12 protein-coding genes are annotated in these 14,789 nt (G+C 71.1%); 3 read left to right on the top strand and 9 right to left on the bottom strand.

Annotated features, from left to right (window positions below):
* Positions 1 to 137 precede the first annotated feature (137 nt).
* Positions 138 to 1,022, top strand: a complete 885-nt coding sequence (locus MYF83_RS17450) for a sulfotransferase family protein (protein ID WP_248961500.1) — start codon at positions 138 to 140, stop codon at positions 1,020 to 1,022.
* Positions 1,023 to 1,042: 20 nt separating this feature from the next.
* Here MYF83_RS17450 and MYF83_RS17445 read toward each other — a convergent pair whose 3' ends face one another.
* The 6 genes from MYF83_RS17445 to MYF83_RS42810 form a co-directional block, all read right to left on the bottom strand.
* The gene (locus MYF83_RS17445) at positions 1,043 to 2,920 is read right to left on the bottom strand and encodes an ABC transporter ATP-binding protein (protein ID WP_248961585.1); all 1,878 of its coding nucleotides are present in this window, start codon (positions 2,918 to 2,920) and stop codon (positions 1,043 to 1,045) included.
* A gap of 118 nt (positions 2,921 to 3,038) precedes the next feature.
* Positions 3,039 to 3,953 carry an enoyl-CoA hydratase/isomerase family protein gene (locus MYF83_RS17440; RefSeq protein ID WP_248961499.1) on the bottom strand — a complete coding sequence of 305 codons (915 nt, stop codon included), beginning with the start codon at positions 3,951 to 3,953 and terminating at the stop codon, positions 3,039 to 3,041.
* 141 nt (positions 3,954 to 4,094) lie between these two features.
* Positions 4,095 to 4,310 (bottom strand): helix-turn-helix domain-containing protein, encoded by a 216-nt coding sequence (locus MYF83_RS17435; RefSeq protein WP_093173121.1) that lies wholly within the window; start codon positions 4,308 to 4,310, stop codon positions 4,095 to 4,097.
* Between the two features lie 114 nt (positions 4,311 to 4,424).
* Complete coding sequence (locus MYF83_RS17430; RefSeq protein ID WP_248961498.1) at positions 4,425 to 6,023, bottom strand: ABC-F family ATP-binding cassette domain-containing protein; 1,599 nt, start codon at positions 6,021 to 6,023, stop codon at positions 4,425 to 4,427.
* Positions 6,024 to 6,352: 329 nt separating this feature from the next.
* Complete coding sequence (locus tag MYF83_RS17425) at positions 6,353 to 7,549, bottom strand: cytochrome P450 (RefSeq protein WP_248961497.1); 1,197 nt, start codon at positions 7,547 to 7,549, stop codon at positions 6,353 to 6,355.
* 109 nt (positions 7,550 to 7,658) lie between these two features.
* The gene (locus MYF83_RS42810) at positions 7,659 to 8,354 is read right to left on the bottom strand and encodes an acVLRF1 family peptidyl-tRNA hydrolase (RefSeq protein WP_279339664.1); all 696 of its coding nucleotides are present in this window, start codon (positions 8,352 to 8,354) and stop codon (positions 7,659 to 7,661) included.
* Between the two features lie 263 nt (positions 8,355 to 8,617).
* Between MYF83_RS42810 and MYF83_RS17410 the strand changes: the two genes are divergently transcribed.
* Positions 8,618 to 9,940 (top strand): EAL domain-containing protein, encoded by a 1,323-nt coding sequence (locus MYF83_RS17410; protein ID WP_248961492.1) that lies wholly within the window; start codon positions 8,618 to 8,620, stop codon positions 9,938 to 9,940.
* Positions 9,941 to 10,193: 253 nt separating this feature from the next.
* On the opposite strand, the gene MYF83_RS17405 is transcribed toward MYF83_RS17410, so the two are convergent.
* Positions 10,194 to 10,772: a TetR/AcrR family transcriptional regulator gene (locus MYF83_RS17405; protein WP_248961490.1), complete on the bottom strand. Its 579-nt coding sequence runs from the start codon at positions 10,770 to 10,772 to the stop codon at positions 10,194 to 10,196.
* A gap of 465 nt (positions 10,773 to 11,237) precedes the next feature.
* Between MYF83_RS17405 and MYF83_RS17400 the strand changes: the two genes are divergently transcribed.
* Entirely contained in the window at positions 11,238 to 11,594 is a 357-nt protein-coding gene (locus MYF83_RS17400; RefSeq protein ID WP_248961487.1) for an ArsR/SmtB family transcription factor, read from the top strand.
* Between the two features lie 91 nt (positions 11,595 to 11,685).
* On the opposite strand, the gene MYF83_RS17395 is transcribed toward MYF83_RS17400, so the two are convergent.
* Both MYF83_RS17395 and MYF83_RS17390 read right to left on the bottom strand, forming a co-directional pair.
* Positions 11,686 to 13,170 carry a hydrogenase large subunit gene (locus MYF83_RS17395; protein WP_248961478.1) on the bottom strand — a complete coding sequence of 495 codons (1,485 nt, stop codon included), beginning with the start codon at positions 13,168 to 13,170 and terminating at the stop codon, positions 11,686 to 11,688.
* Entirely contained in the window at positions 13,167 to 14,717 is a 1,551-nt protein-coding gene (locus tag MYF83_RS17390; protein ID WP_248961476.1) for a proton-conducting transporter transmembrane domain-containing protein, read from the bottom strand. The genes MYF83_RS17395 and MYF83_RS17390 overlap by 4 nt, the downstream gene beginning before the upstream one ends.
* Positions 14,718 to 14,789: the final 72 nt, after the last annotated feature.

The raw sequence follows: 14,789 nt of genomic DNA, 5'->3' as shown, positions 1-14,789 counted from the left end.
TGGACGCCGAAAACGCATGAATCGGCGGAAACAGCCGCCACAGTGAGTAGTCTTACCCAGGTGACGCCATGTACCACCGATGGGCGGGGCGTGGCCGGTTCGTTCACCTCGCAAAGGGTGTCAGACTGTCCTCACTTATGCGACCCCCGACCCACATTCTCGTGGTCAACGGCATCAAGGTCCGACGGCCGGTGTTCGTCCTCGGTGCGCCGCACTCCGGCGCGGACCTCCTCGCGCGTGCCCTGAAACGCTCTCCCGGCTTCCACGTCACCATGGGCAGGGCCGCGGTCGCGCACGTCGTCTACGCCTTCGCCCGCCGGCCGTCGATCATGCGCAGGAAGGGCGGCGGCGCGGTACGGGTGCTGCGCGACGCCCTCGCCGAGGCGTGGCAGATCATCCCCGGGGCGTGCGCCGAGTGCCCGGCGTCGTGCCGCGAGGCCGGCGGCGTCACCGGCGGGGGCCCGTGCGCGTCCCCCGGCACCATCGTCCGGTTCGGCGACGCCAACCCCGACCTGCTGTACAGCGCCCCGGTGCTGCTCCAGGCCTTCCCTGACGCGCGTTTCGTCCAGTTCATCCGCGACGGCAGGGACGTCACCACCGACATGCTCGCCGACCGCGTCTCCATGAGCTGGTTCCGCACCAGCATGCTCAGCGACGAGACCGAGTTCCCGAACCCGTTCCTCGGGGTCAACTCCAGCGAGCACCGCGACAGGTGGACGGCCATGGAGCCGGCCGGCAAGTGCGCCCTGCGCTGGCGCAGCGCCGTGCGCCTGAGCGCCGCGCTGCGCCAGGAGATGCCCGCCGGTCAGCTCCTCACCGTCCGCTACGAGGACATGGCCGGCTCCCCCGGACGGACCATCGCCACGATCTCCGACTTCCTGGAGAGCCGGGTGTCCAAGGTCGCCCTGTACGGCACGACCGCGCCCAAGGTCGGCGCCTGGCGCTCCCGCCTCAAGCCCGACCAGGTCACGCTCGTGGAGAAGGTCGCCCGGGAGGAACTGACCAGGCTCGGCTACCTCTGACCCGCGCCGGCCCCGGCCGGTCACCTGCTCTGGTGCTCGAACTGCGTGCTGTACAGCTCGGCGTAGGCGCCGTTCGCCGCGAGCAGGTCGTCATGGCGCCCGCGCTCGACCACGTGGCCGTCCTGGACGACGAGGATCTCGTCGGCCTCGCGGATCGTGGAGAGCCGGTGGGCGATCACCAGTGACGTCCTGCCCGCCAGCGCCGTCTTCAGCGCCCGCTGCACGGCGGCCTCCGACTCGGAGTCCAGGTGGGCGGTGGCCTCGTCGAGCACGACGACCCTCGGCGCCTTCAGCAGCAGCCGGGCCAGCGCGATGCGCTGCTTCTCCCCGCCGGAAAGGCGGTACCCCCGGTCGCCGACGACGGTGTCCAGCCCCTCGGGCAGGCCCTCGACCAGCTCGGCGATCTGCGCGGCGCGCAGCGCCTCCCAGATCTCCTCCTCGTCGGCACCCGGCCGCGCGTAGCGCAGGTTGGCCCCGATCGTGTCGTGGAACAGGTGGGCGTCCTGCATCACGACGCCCACGGCCTCGCGCAGGGACGCGAGGGTGACCTCGCGCACGTCGACGCCGTTGATCCGCACCGCGCCGCCGGTCACGTCGTACAGGCGGGAGACCAGCGAGGTGATCGTGGTCTTCCCCGCGCCCGAATGCCCCACCAGGGCGATCAGCTCGCCGGGCCTGGCGGTGAAGGTGACGCCTTTCAGCACCTCCTGGCTCGGGCCGGTGTCGGGACGGGCGACCGACTCCAGGGAGGCCAGCGAGACCTCCTCGGCCGCGGGGTAGCGGAACTGGACGTCGTCGAACTCGATGGTGACCGGCCCGCTCGGCAGCGGCCTCGCGTCCGGGCGCTCGGAGACCATCGGCTTCAGGTCCAGCACCTCGAACACCCGGTCGAAGCTCACCAGGGCGGTCATCACGTCGACGTGCACGTTCGACAGGCTGGTCAGCGGGCCGTACAGGCGCATGAGCATCGCCGCGAGCGCGACCAGGGTGCCGAGCGGGAAGGCGCCGTCGACCACCAGCACGCCGCCCGCCCCGTACACGAGCGCGGTGGCGAGCGCGGCGACCAGCCCGAGGGCGACGCGGAACACCGTGCCGTACATGCCGACCGTGATGCCCACGTCGCGCACCTGGCCGGCGCGCTCGCTGAAGTGCGTCGCCTCGTCGTCCGGGCGGCCGTACAGCTTGGCGACCATGGCGCCGGCGACGTTGAAGCGCTCGGTCATGACCGAGCTCATCTCGGCGTCGAGCTGCATCTGCTCGCGGGTCAGCTTGGACATGCGGCGCCCGACGTAGCGCGCGGGGAAGATGAAGATCGGCAGCAGGACGAGGGCCACCAGCGTGACCTGCCATGACAGGATCAGCATCGCGCCGAGCACCATGACCAGGCTCACCACGTTGGACACCACGGCCGACAGCGTGCTGGTGATGGCGCGCTGCGCGCCGATGACGTCGCTGTTCAGCCGGGAGACCAGCGCACCGGTCTGGGCGCGCATGAAGAACGCGACGGGCATGCGCTGCACGTGGTCGAAGACCTCGGTGCGCAGGTCGTAGATCAGGCCCTCACCGATGCGCGATGAGAACCAGCGCTGGGCCAGCCCGAGCCCCGCGTCCAGCAGGGCCAGGCCCGCGATCACCAGCGACAGCGCCATGACGACGTCGGTACGGCGCGGGATGATGCCGTTGTCGATGATCGACTTCAGCAGCAGCGGGTTGGCGATCACGATGACCGCGTCGAGGACGACCAGCCCCAGGAAGGCGGCGATCTGGCGGCGGTAGGGCCGCGCGTACCGGACGATGCGCGGCACCGTTCCCGGCGTGAGCCGTTCCTTGGTCACCGAGCTGTCCCGCCGCAGGGACCGCATCACCTGGGGCCCGTATCCCCCGCCCATCATCGACATCGTGGTCTTTCGCCGGTCCTCTCCCCGCACGCTCGGCTCGGAGGTCTTCCCCCGTTCCCTCTTCCCGCCAAGCGTGAGAACCGGTCGCGCGATTCCCCGATCAGCTCACGGCGAACGATCACCCGGTCCGGCCGGCACCCCCGAAGAGCGTCCTGATGCGCACCGCCTGCTCGGCGCGCTCGGCCGCGGACTGCTCCTCCAGCGTCCGGCCCACGGCCCCCTGGAGCAGCCGCTTGGTCGCCGTCGCCGCGCCCCTGTCGGTCGCCAGCAGGGACGAGGCGAGCGCGCGCGCCGCCGCTCCCAGCTCCTCTCTGGGAACGACCTGCTCGGCCAGGCCGAGCCTCAACGCCTCCTCCGCCTCGACGAAGCGTGCCGTCAGGCAGATCTCCACGGCCCTGGACAGGCCGACGAGGTCGACCAGCGGCTTGGTGCCGGTCAGGTCAGGGACCAGCCCAAGCGCGGGTTCCTTCATGCAGAACTTCGTGTCGTCCGCGATTACCCGCAGGTCGCAGGCCAGAGCCAGCTGGAAGCCCGCCCCGATCGCATGCCCGTGCACTGCCGCGATCGACACGATGTCCGGGCGGCGCAGCCACAGGAAGCCCTTCTGGAATTCCTTGATGCGCTCTTCGAGCGTCTCGCCGTCGAGCGCCGCCGCGGACGTGAACGACCCCTGCCCCTGCACCCCTTCCGGAGTGAACAATCGCAGGTCGATGCCCGCTGAGAAGGACGGCCCCTCGCCTCGGACCACGACGACGCGCACCTGCTCCGGCAGTGTTCCGCCGATCCGAGCGAGAGCCGACCAGGTGGCGAACGTCTGGGCGTTCCGCCTCTCCGGCCGGTCCAGTGTGACCGTCGCGATCTCGCCGTCCACCTCGAAGCGCAGACCGATCTCCGCGAGCTCTTCGCTGTCAGGGGCTCTGTCAGCCTCGCCGCGCACCCCTCCGGCGCGCGTCAGCGCTCCATCCGTGCCCGGGTCGGCATCCTTGCTCGCCGAGATGTCCGCCGCACTCCCCCCAAGCGTCGCTTCCGGCATCGTTCGCTCCGTCCGTACGTCGCTGTCCCGTCACGCCCGAACCCAGTAGGGTTCCAGAATCAGATTCTACCGGCGCGGGCGGGACGGGTATCGGCTGAACGGGACGAGCGGCTGCGGTCGCGCGTTTCCGAGGCGGCCTGCCTAGCGCTTCGACTTGCCTCGGGTGGCTCCGCCGCGCCCGCGCAGAGTCACGCCGGACTCGCTGAGGATGCGGTGGATGAACCCATATGACCTGCCGGTCGAAGCGGCGAGCGCACGGATGCTCTCACCCGCGGCGTACCGCTTCTTGAGATCGGCGGCCAGTTTTTCACGGTCGGCCCCGGTCACCCGGGTGCCCTTCTTCAGAGTCTCGGCCACGAGTACCTCCTGTAGTGCCAGACTTCCGCAGCGTTACTCACGCCATGATCAGTCATTTCAGCCGGATCGGCTACCTACTCCATGGGAAAAGATCCGTACCCGCTCAAATTAAGATCAGGCGAGTGCCACAAGATCGGAAAATTCGTCGCTCCAAGCGTCTTCAACTCCGTCCGGTAGCAAGATCACCCTATCCGGTCGTAGAGCCGCTACGGCCCCCTCATCGTGTGTAACGAGGACAATTGCCCCAGAATAGGACCTTAGCGCTGAAAGAACCTGATCGCGGCTGATGGGATCGAGGTTGTTCGTGGGCTCGTCGAGCAGGAGGACGTTGGCGCTCGAGAGCACCAGCGTGGCCAGGGCCAGCCGCGTCTTCTCCCCGCCCGACAGCACGGACGCGGGCTTTTCGGCGTCGTCCCCGGAGAACAGGAACGAGCCGAGGACCTTGCGCAGCGCCACGTCCGGCACGTCGGGCCCGGCGGAGCGCATGTTCTCCAGCACGCTGCGATCGGCGTCCAGCGTCTCGTGCTCCTGGGCGTAGTACCCGAGCTTGAGGCCGTGACCTGGGCGAACCTCGCCGGAGTCGGGCTTTTCCAGGCCGCCGAGCATGCGCAGCAGCGTGGTCTTGCCTGCGCCGTTGAGGCCGAGCACGACGACCCTGCTGCCCCGGTCGACGGCCGCGTCGACGTCGGTGAAGACCTCCAGCGAGCCGTAGGACTTCGACAGGCCGGCGGCCGTCAGCGGCGTGCGGCCGCAGGGGGCGGGGTCGGGGAAGCGCAGCTTGGCCACCTTGTCGCTGCGCCGCTCCTCCTCCACGCCCGCCAGCAGTCGCTTGGCCCGTCGCTCCATGTCCTGCGCGGCCTTGGCCTTGGTGGCCTTGGCGCGCATGCGGTCGGCCTGCGAGAGCAACTGCGAGGCCTGGCGCTCGGCGTTGGCCCGCTCCCGCTTCCTGCGCCGCTCGTCGGTCTCGCGCTGGGCCAGATAGGTGGTCCAGCCGACGTTGTAGGTGTCGATGACGCAGCGGTTGGCGTCCAGGTGCAGGACCTTGTTGACCGTCGCTTCAAGAAGGCCGACATCGTGGCTAATAATGATCAAGCCGCCCTGGTGGGATCGTAAAAAATCACGAAGCCACCCGATTGAGTCCGCATCGAGGTGGTTTGTCGGCTCGTCAAGTAGGAGAGTCTCCGCTCCGCTGAACAGAATGCGGGCCAGTTCCACCCGCCGGCGCTGGCCACCGGACAGGGTCTGGAGGGGCTGCTTGAGCACCCGGTCGGGCAACCCGAGGCTGGAGGCGATGGACGCCGCCTCGGCCTCCGCGGAGTACCCGCCGAGGACGTGCAGCCGGTCCTCCAGGCGGCCGTAGGCGCGGACCGCGCGGTCGCGGACGCGCACGTCGTCGGAGGCCATGCCGAGCTCGGCCTCGCGCAACTCGCGCAGTACCTCGTCCAGGCCGCGGGCCGACAGGATGCGGTCGGAGGCGACCACCGAGAGGTCTCCGGTGCGCGGGTCCTGGGGAAGGTAGCCGATGCTGCCGGAGGTGGAGACCGTACCGGCGGCCGGGAGGCCCTCGCCGGCCAGCACCTTGGTGAGCGTGGTCTTGCCCGCGCCGTTGCGGCCCACCAGCCCGATGCGGTCGCCGGGGTTCACGCGGAAAGACGCCTCCTCGATGAGCAGGCGGGAACCGGCGCGCAGTTCGATGTCGGAGGCAATGATCATGATGAGGGAACACTCCCAGAGCGGGGAACAAGGTCGAAGAACGTGCAGTCGGAAAGAGACCGGGGTCTCGCAGGGCGGCCACGCGGCTCGGCCCGCTTCGGTGAGTGCGCCGATCAATCGGGAGTGCGCATACGCCTAGTGTACGGGCAGCCTCCGGGCACGGTTGATAGTTGACCGCCCGCGCCCGGAGGACCCCGCCGAGCCGGCCGAGCGGCTCACGGACCTGGGGCGGTGCTGGAAGCGGCGCCCCGGCGCCCTCGCCGTCCCTCTCCTAGACGCGCGTCCGGGCGGCCGCTCCGGCCGCCCGGATCAGGTCCCGCTCGGGGTCGTCACCAGGCCACCTCGAGGGAGCGCAGCCCGTACACCACGTGGTGGGACCGGAAGTCCGTGCCGGCGCCGGCCTCCCGCAGCCCCGGGAAGCGTTCCAGGAGGGCGGGGAAAGCGATGCGCATCTCCATGCGCGCCAGCGGCGCCCCCAGGCAGTGGTGCACTCCGTGGCCGAAGGCGACGTGCCCGAGGTCATCGCGGCCGATGTCCAGCCGGTCGGGATCGGCCACGAGCTCCGGGTCGCGATTGGCGGCCGGCAGCGCGCACATCACCAGCTCGCCCGCCGGGATGCGCCGGCCCGCCAGCTCGACCTCGGTGGTGGTCACCTTGATCGAGCCGGAGTGCACGATGCTGAGCCAGCGCAGCAGCTCCTCCACCGCGACGTCGATGCGCTCGGGCTCCTTCCTGAGCAATTCGAGCTGGTCGGGATGGCGCAGCAGGGCCAGCGTGCCGAGCGCCAGCATGTTCGAGGTGGTCTCGTGGCCGGCCAGCAGCAGCAGGCCGCCGATGCCGATGAGCTCGTCGGCCGTCACGTCGCCGCCGTGCTCGCGCACCAGCATCCCGAGGAGGTCCTCCCCCGGGTCGGCCTGCGCCCGGGCGACGAGGCCGGCCATGTAGGCGCGTGACTCCTGGTTCACCGCCATCCGCTCCTCGACCGGCTCCGACATGTCCAGCATCCGGCTGCTCCGCCGCTGGAAGTCCTCCCGGTCGGCGTACGGCACTCCCAGCAGTTCGCAGATCACCAGGGAGGGGATCGGCAGCGCGAACGCGGAGACCAGGTCCACCGGAGGACCGCCGCGCTCCATGGCGTCCAGGTGCTCCGACACGATGTCGCGGATGCGCGGCTCCAGCCTGCGCATCCTGCGGACGGTGAACTCCGCCGTCAGCATCCGCCGCAGGCGGGTGTGCTCGGGAGGGTCGAAGGCGAGCAGGTTCCCCGCCCGCATCGCGGCGAGCTCCTCGTCGCTGAGCTCCGGCGCTTCCGCCGGGCGCAGGCTCATCAGCCTGGCGTTGCTGAACCGCTCGGCATCGCTCAGCACCGTGCGCACGTCGGCGAACCGGGTGACCATCCAGGCGTCGAACCCGAAGGGCGTGCTCATTCGCCGGACGCCTTCCCCATCGCGGAACTCCGAGAGTTCGGGAGCCGGATCGAACCCCGACCGCCGCATGTAGAGCGGCAACGCCACCGAGTCGCTCATGCTCATCTCCTGGAGGCTTGACCGCCGGGCTTGCTCCGCGGAAAACGATAGCAAGCCATGGTCCTCGGCTCCAGGAAGCGGCGCCGATCAGCTGACCTGGTGGCTCCTATTAGGTGGTGGGGGGATCCAGGAGGCGGATTCGGACGGCGCGGAAGGTGCGGGGGGTGTCCTGCAGGACGGCCAGCCGGGGGTCGGGCACGTCCAGGAAGGGGCCGGTCTCGAGCGCGAAGATGGGTGCGAGCCGCCGGTCGGTACGCAGGGCGTCGACCGCGCGGCGATCTCCGCCGAGGACCACGGCTTCGAGCGAGTCCACCTTCGGCACCAGCACCCGCACGGCGACCTCGGCCGCCGCCTGGGACGCCTCCGCCGCCTGCTTCTCCCGGCGCCGGGCGAAGCGGTGCTGCGACCAGCCACCGGCCGCGCTGCGCCCATGCACCAGGCGCGAGCCCACCTTGGAGGCGATCAGCCGCTCCCCTTCGAACACCCCGGCGGCGTGACCACCGAGGCGGACGAGAAGCACTCCGACCACGCGCTCGGCTCTCGCGTGCTCCACCAGGTCATGCAGGAGATCGTCACCTTCGGCCGCGGCTACGGCATCGGCGTCCGCACGGGCCCCGCCCAGCGGGGGGAACGGAACGTGCAACTCGGCCACGGCGCCGTCACGGCCCTGGAGGCGTACGACGTCGCCGGAGAGAACGTTCTCCGCTCCCCCGTGCCGCTCGGCGAACCCGCGTGACCAGGTCTCCAGACGTCCGGGCGCGACCGACACCCATCGCCCCCCACCCGCCGCCGGTCGTCCCGCCATGAGGCGCGACACTAGCAGCCCGCATAGAGGAAGCGACCGCATCCCTACGGCGTGCACCGCTCGGCCACACCCACGTGAGAGTCCAGGCCGGATCGGCGGCAAGGCGGTGGTTTGGGGTGGTGGGGCCGAAATGGTCGTTACGGGGCGTGACATTCTTCCCGACTCACCGTAAAGGAATCCTTCCATGCAACGGATGGGGAAATAACAGTGAATTCCCTCCGTCAGGTCCCCTCCGGCCCACGAACCCCCAGCACAATCCATGTGTGACGGTCCTCAGAACCCCTTCCCCGGCCGCCGCGTCCCTGGCGACCGCCACCCCCCACCCCGCCTCCCTGGGAGCCTCGATGGCCCCTCCGACCTCCCCTGGATTCCCGGGCACGCCGAGTTCGCCCGGACTTCCCGGCGCACACCGCTCCACCGGCTTTTCTGGCGCACCCGAGCCGCCCGGACGTGCTGGAGCGCCCGGACGTCCAGGAGCGGCTGGTGCCGTCGCGACCTTCCTCCCGGTCGTCGATCTCGACACCGGCGGGGTGATCGCCGTCGAGGCGACGACCGAGGTCACCCCTCTCGGGATGTCCCGCGACATCTCCCCCACGGTGGCCGCCGCGTACGCCGCCGCCCGCGAGGAGGCGTTGCTGCCCCTGCTGCTGACCGTGCCCTCCGGAGCCGTGATCCTGGGCTCCGCCGCCCTGGCACCCCTGCACGAGGCGATGCGGGCGACCAAGCGCCGCCCTCGCGAGGTGATCCTCGTGATCGCGGGCGACTTCCCCGCGGAGGACCGCCGGGCCCTGCTGACCGGCATGGACGGTCTGCGGACCATCGGCTACCTTGTCGCCCTCGGCGGCGTCGGCACCTCCCACGTCCCGCTCGACCTGATCGCCGACGCCTCGCCGTACACGGTGGTGCTCTCTCCAGAGCTGATGGAGCGCATTCCCCGGGACGTGCGGCGCAACGCGCTCGGCGAGGCGGTCGCCCGCATGGCCAAGGGAATGGGCATCCACGTGCTGGCCCCGCAGGTGCGCGACGAGACGCAGCTCACCGCGCTGCGCACCTGGGGCGTCAGGCTCGCGCAGGGGCCGCTGCTGGCCCCGCTCGACTGGCGTCCCTCGCACGGCCGGGTGCACGTCCCGCTGCCGGTGCCGGTCGCCGAACCCGAGCCGTCGATGGTGGACCTCGGGCCGCGGGTGCAGGAGTTCCTCATCCCGGCGATCACCCTCGACATGCAGGCCACGGCCGAGGAGGTGGTGGAGGCCCTCGGCACGGAGCCCTCGATCACCAGCGTCATCCTGGTGGACGAGTACCAGCGTCCGAGGGGCAGCGTGGAGCGGAGCCGCTTCCTGCTCTCCATCGCCGGGCCCTACGGGCACGCCCTGCACGCCAAGAAGCCGGCGCACCGCCTCGCCGACCCGCCGCGCGTCGTACCGAAGACCACCCCGGCCATCGCGGCCATGCAGGTGGCGGGCAAGGACGCTGCCCGTGTGTACGACGACCTGGTCGTGATCGACGAGGTCGGCCGCTGCATGGGCGTCGTGCACGTCGGCGACCTGATCCGCCACGTCGCCGACCTCCAGCCGACCGCCCGCTGACGTGGCACTGTTCGAGGCGGGTGCCTTTACATTGTAGATCACGGGACTGGGCCGGTGAGCTGGGCGTGCAGGCGGCGGGCCTGCCATACCAGCTCACTGCCGCTTCCCCGGCCTGGCCTGGACGCGGACGAAGAAGCCCAGCGTGACGGGGGTGTCGCTTTGATCGGGGTGCTGTGCGCTCATTGCCGGTTCCTTTCTTGACCTACAGGTACAAAATATGGGCATGCCGAAGGCGAGTCGATTTCGACGGGACTCAGAGGGTGGCCAGCACGGCGTCGACGACGCGGCGGAGCCGGTCGGGACGGTCGGCGGTCTTGGCGACGACGCTCATGCCGATGGCGGTGCTGAGCAGCAGGCTCGCCGCCTCGCGGGGATCACGATCGGCGTCGATCTCCCCGTGGCGCCGGCCCTCCTCGATCGCCGCCTGGAAGGCGGCCTCCATGCGGTCGAACACGCTCCTGACGATCTCGCCGAGCGCCGGGTCGGCCCCGGCGGGCTCGGCCGCGGTGTTGACGGCCAGGCAACCCCGGCGGTACGGGTCGGAGAGGCCGGTGTCCACCAGTCTCTCCAGCGCGGCACGGAGCCGTTCCCGTACGGGACCGGACCCTTCCAGCACCTCCACCAGCCCCGCCACACGCCTGTCGCCGTAGCGCCGCAACGCCTTCTCGAACAGGGCCTGCTTGCTGGTGAAGGTGTTGTAGAGGCTCCCCTTGCCGACGCCGAGCCCGTCGACCAGATCCTGCGGCGTGGTCCCGCCGTATCCCTTGCACCAGAAGATCTCCACGGCCTTCTCCACCGCGGCGTCCGGATCGAACTGCTTCGGCCTGCCCATGAGGCGATGATAACAGTATTCTTGACCTCTAGGTAAAAAACCGCCCTCAGGTGGTACCGCGCCGGCCGCGCGGCCCCTGTACGGCCTCCTCCGGCGAGCAGACGCGAGAGGTGCCGGCGACGGTGAAGCCGGTCGGGCCGGTGTAGCCGATGAGCTTTGGGTGGCCACAGGCGGGGCAGCGGGTTTGGCGGAGCGCCGAAGGGCGATGATGGCGACGGCAGCCCAGGCACATCAGGATCGGGGGCCGCTTGCGTGCGGCATCTCTCATCAAGACTCACCCGCTTCCAGATTGCGAAACTTGTAAATTGCTCACTTTACTATAGTCGAGATCGGACATCCCTGCCGCTAATGTGGCGTCCGCACCGGGAACGCGGTGTGATGAGATGGCCCGTCGGGTCCAGACCATCGGAGTGCGACGCCCGTACGCTGAGATGACAGCCGGAATCCGGCCGCGAAGGGGGATCGGTGAGCACGCCGCTCTACCAGTTGAAGGCGGAGTTCTTCAAGACGCTGGGGCATCCCGCTCGCATCCGCGTCCTCGAGCTGCTGAGCGAGCGCGATCACACGGTCGCCGAGATGCTGCCCGAGGTGGGCATCGAGGCCGCGCACCTGTCCCAGCAGCTCGCCGTGCTGCGACGGGCCAACCTCGTGGTCTCCCGCAAGGAAGGCGCGACGGTCCACTACTCGCTGACCAGCCCCCTGGTCGCCGAGCTGCTCAAGGTCGCGCGCCAGATCCTCGCCGACGTGCTGTCCGGGCAGGCCGAGATCCTGCAGGACCTGCGAGCCTCGGAGTCCACCGCACCGACGTCGCACCGCGGCTGAGCCACCGTCCCGCCATCGCAGAACGCGGGGGGCGCGCCCGCCACCGCGGAAGGCAGGCGCGGGGGCCGACACCGCGGAACGCGCGGGCCGGTCAGAGGTCGTTGCCCGCGTAGGACAGGTTGAAGCTCTTGTTCACCAGGGGGAAGTCGGGCACGATCGCGCCGCTGAGCGCGACGGGCAGGGCCGGCCAGTTGAAGAACGAGGGGTCCGCGATCTTGACCCGGGTCAGCGTGCCGTCGGGGGCCAGCTCCACCCGGTGCGCGATGGTCCCGCGCCAGCCTTCGACGATGCCGACGCCGGAGGTGGCCCCGCCCGGCGTGGTGCAGGGAGGCCGGCCGCACACCCCGCCCGGCGGCAGCCCGTCGAGCAGGTACGCGATCACCTCGACGGACGCGGCGATCTCGCGCGCGCGGACCTGGAACCGGGCCATCACGTCCCCGGTCTCCCCGGCGACCACGGTGAACGGGCCAAGGTCGGTGAACGGGTGGTCGCGGCGGGCGTCGACGGCGACCCCGCTGGCACGGGCGACGTACCCGAGCGCGCCGAGGTCCCGGGCGGCCCCGGGGGTCAGCACGGCGGTGCCGGCGAACCGGTCGGCGACGACGGTGTGCCCGAGGGCGAGTTCGGCGATCTCGGCGACGTCGGCGGCGATGGCCCGCAGCCTGCCCGGGTCGGGCCGGGCGCGCAGCACCGCGCCACCCAGCGTCACCCCGCCGCGTAGCAACCGGTGACCGGTGACCTCGGCGTTGATCCGGAGCAGTTGCTCGCGCACGCGCCCGCTCTGGGCGTTCAGGATGCCGTGGGCCACGTCGTTGCACAGGGCGCCGAGGTCGGTGACGTGGTTGTACAGGCGTTCCAGCTCCAGCAGGACGGCCCGCATGCGCTGCGCCTCCGCGGCGACGACGCACCCGGTCGCCTCCTCCACGGCCAGGCAGTACGCGAGGGCGTGGCCGACCGAGGTGTCACCGCTGACCCGCTCGGCGAGCGGCAGCCCCTCGCCCGGGTCCCGCCCGATGAACAGCTTCTCGATGCCCTTGTGGACGAACCACAGCCTCGCCTTGAGCTTCAGGATCGTCTCCCCCACCACCGAGAACCGGAAATGGCCGGGCTCGATGAGGCCCGCGTGCACCGGCCCGACCGGGATCTCGTACACGCCCGGCCCTTCCACGGTGACGAAGGGGTAGGGGCCTTCGGGGTCGCCGAAGGCGGGAGGCGGTCCGGCGTCGGCGCGCATCGGATACCAGCCGCGCGGCCAGTGGTGGTGGCGGACCAAGCGACGGGGCAGAGGGTGGCCCGCGGGCACCACCCCGTACAGGTCGCGCATCTCCCGCTCGAACCTGCCCGCCGGGAAGGACAGCGCGGCCAGGCTCGGGATCACCGGCTCGTTCGGGTCGAGCCGCACGTGCAGCTCGGTACGCCGGTCCGGCGCGCCCGCGGTGAACAGGTACACCACCCGCAGGGCGCCGGGGTCCTCGTGCGCGGCCACCAGCGCGAGCCGGTACCCGTCCGCGAACAGCCGTCCGGCCCGGCCGGCCAGCTCGTCGGGAGTGACGTGGGCGATGAGTCGATCGGTCAAGGCGTGGCTCCTGCCATGGTCGCGGCGGCCTCCAGCAGCGGGCGCAGCGGTCCGGTCGTGACGCCGAGGACGGCGCAGGCGAGCAGTCCGGCGACCAGCGGGACGGCGGCGGTCCACGTGAGCCGTGGCGACGTGCCGCCGGGTGAGGGGGTGGCCTGGCCGGGTGGCGCCGCGCCGCCGGCTGCGTTGGTGACGACCGCGGGCAAGGGCGCGGCTCCCTCGGGCGAGGGGGTGCCGAGCAGCATGCTGCGCCAGCCCGAGAGCATGGACGCGCCGATGAGCAGAACCAGCACGAGCGCCGCCGCCACCGCCCAGCCGAGACCGGCGGAGAAGCCCGCGCGGACGATGCCGAGCTCGCTGGCGAACAGGCTGAACGGCGGCAGGCCGAGCAGCGCCAGCAGGCCGAGGCCGAAGGCGCCGGCGAGCACCGGAGCCCGCACGGTCAGCCCGCCGACCGCGGCGATCTTGCTGCTGCCGTAGGCCTGGTGGATGTGCCCGGAGGCCAGGAACAGCACCGACTTGCCGAGGCCGTGCCCGAGCACGTGCAGCAGGACGGCCGCCATGGCGAGGCGGGTGCCGATGGCGGCGCCGAGGGCCACGAGTCCCATGTGCTCGATGCTCGAGTAGGCGAGCATCCGTTTGTAGTCGCGCTGTGCCAGCAGCAGGGCCGCCGAGACGGCCAGGGACGCGAGGGCTGCGATGACCAGCAGCGTGCGCGCGAACCCGGCGCCGAGGGCGATGTCGGCGATGACCTTCACCCGCAGGACGGCGTAGAAGGCGACCGACAGCAGCACCCCCGACATGAGCGCGGACACCGGCGCCGGGGCCTGGCCGTGGGCGTCGGGCAACCAGGCGTGCATCGGCGCCAGACCGGCCTTGGTGCCGAACCCGAGGACCAGCAGGGCGACGGCGATGCGCATCACCCCGGGGTCGAGGTCGGCGGCGTGGCCGGCGAGCACGGCCCAGTCGAGCACGCCTGCGGAGGGCACGCGGGCGTGGACGGCGGCGTAGTTGGTGAGGACGATGCCGAGCAGGGCCAAGGCGATGCCGACCGAGCAGATCACGACGTACTTCCAGGCGGCCTCGACGGCCTGCCGGGTGCGGCGGTGCCCCACCAGGAACGCGGTGAGGATCGTGGTCGCCTCCACCGCCACCCAGAGCACCCCGAGGCTCGCCGCGAGGACCGCGAGCGCCATGGCGGCCACGAAGGCCTGGGTCAGGATGCCGTAGCGGCGGGCGGCGCGCTCCCCGGTATGCCCGGCGGCGACCTCGGCGGCGAGGTAGCCGGGGCTCGCGAGCATCGCCAGCAGGGCCACCACGCCGATCACGATCAGCATGAACGCGCTCAGCGCGTCGGCGCGCAGCAGGCCGCCGATGGCCGTACGGGGATGATCGGTGGTGGCCACGGCCAGCGCGATGGCCGCGCATAACGTCCCCGCGGAGGCCACGGCGCCCAGCCAGGCGGTGGCGGGCCGCCACCCGAGAGCGGCGTAGCCGCACGCGGCGAGCACGTGCAGCAGGATGGGGGCGATCATCAACAGGGTCATGCCGTCACCTCGTCCACCGTCCCGAACACCGGCCGCCCGGAAACCACTGGTCCGCACACCGACCGCCTGAGG

Source organism: Sphaerisporangium perillae (genome assembly GCF_023276435.1).
GTDB lineage: Bacteria > Actinomycetota > Actinomycetes > Streptosporangiales > Streptosporangiaceae > Sphaerisporangium > Sphaerisporangium perillae.
Note: the sequence above shows the minus strand (reverse complement) of the source record. Positions and strands in the feature narration are given on the sequence as shown.

Bases quoted from the DNA above. Each gene is read 5' to 3' on its own strand.
- MYF83_RS17450 (WP_248961500.1), top strand. From the start codon at position 138: ATGCGACCCCCGACCCACATTCTCGTGGTCAACGGCATCAAGGTCCGA.
- MYF83_RS17445 (WP_248961585.1), bottom strand. From the start codon at position 2,920: ATGTCGATGATGGGCGGGGGATACGGGCCCCAGGTGATGCGGTCCCTG.
- MYF83_RS17440 (WP_248961499.1), bottom strand. From the start codon at position 3,953: ATGCCGGAAGCGACGCTTGGGGGGAGTGCGGCGGACATCTCGGCGAGC.
- MYF83_RS17430 (WP_248961498.1), bottom strand. From the start codon at position 6,023: ATGATCATTGCCTCCGACATCGAACTGCGCGCCGGTTCCCGCCTGCTC.
- MYF83_RS17425 (WP_248961497.1), bottom strand. From the start codon at position 7,549: ATGAGCGACTCGGTGGCGTTGCCGCTCTACATGCGGCGGTCGGGGTTC.
- MYF83_RS42810 (WP_279339664.1), bottom strand. From the start codon at position 8,354: ATGGCGGGACGACCGGCGGCGGGTGGGGGGCGATGGGTGTCGGTCGCG.
- MYF83_RS17405 (WP_248961490.1), bottom strand. From the start codon at position 10,772: ATGGGCAGGCCGAAGCAGTTCGATCCGGACGCCGCGGTGGAGAAGGCC.
- MYF83_RS17390 (WP_248961476.1), bottom strand. From the start codon at position 14,717: ATGACCCTGTTGATGATCGCCCCCATCCTGCTGCACGTGCTCGCCGCG.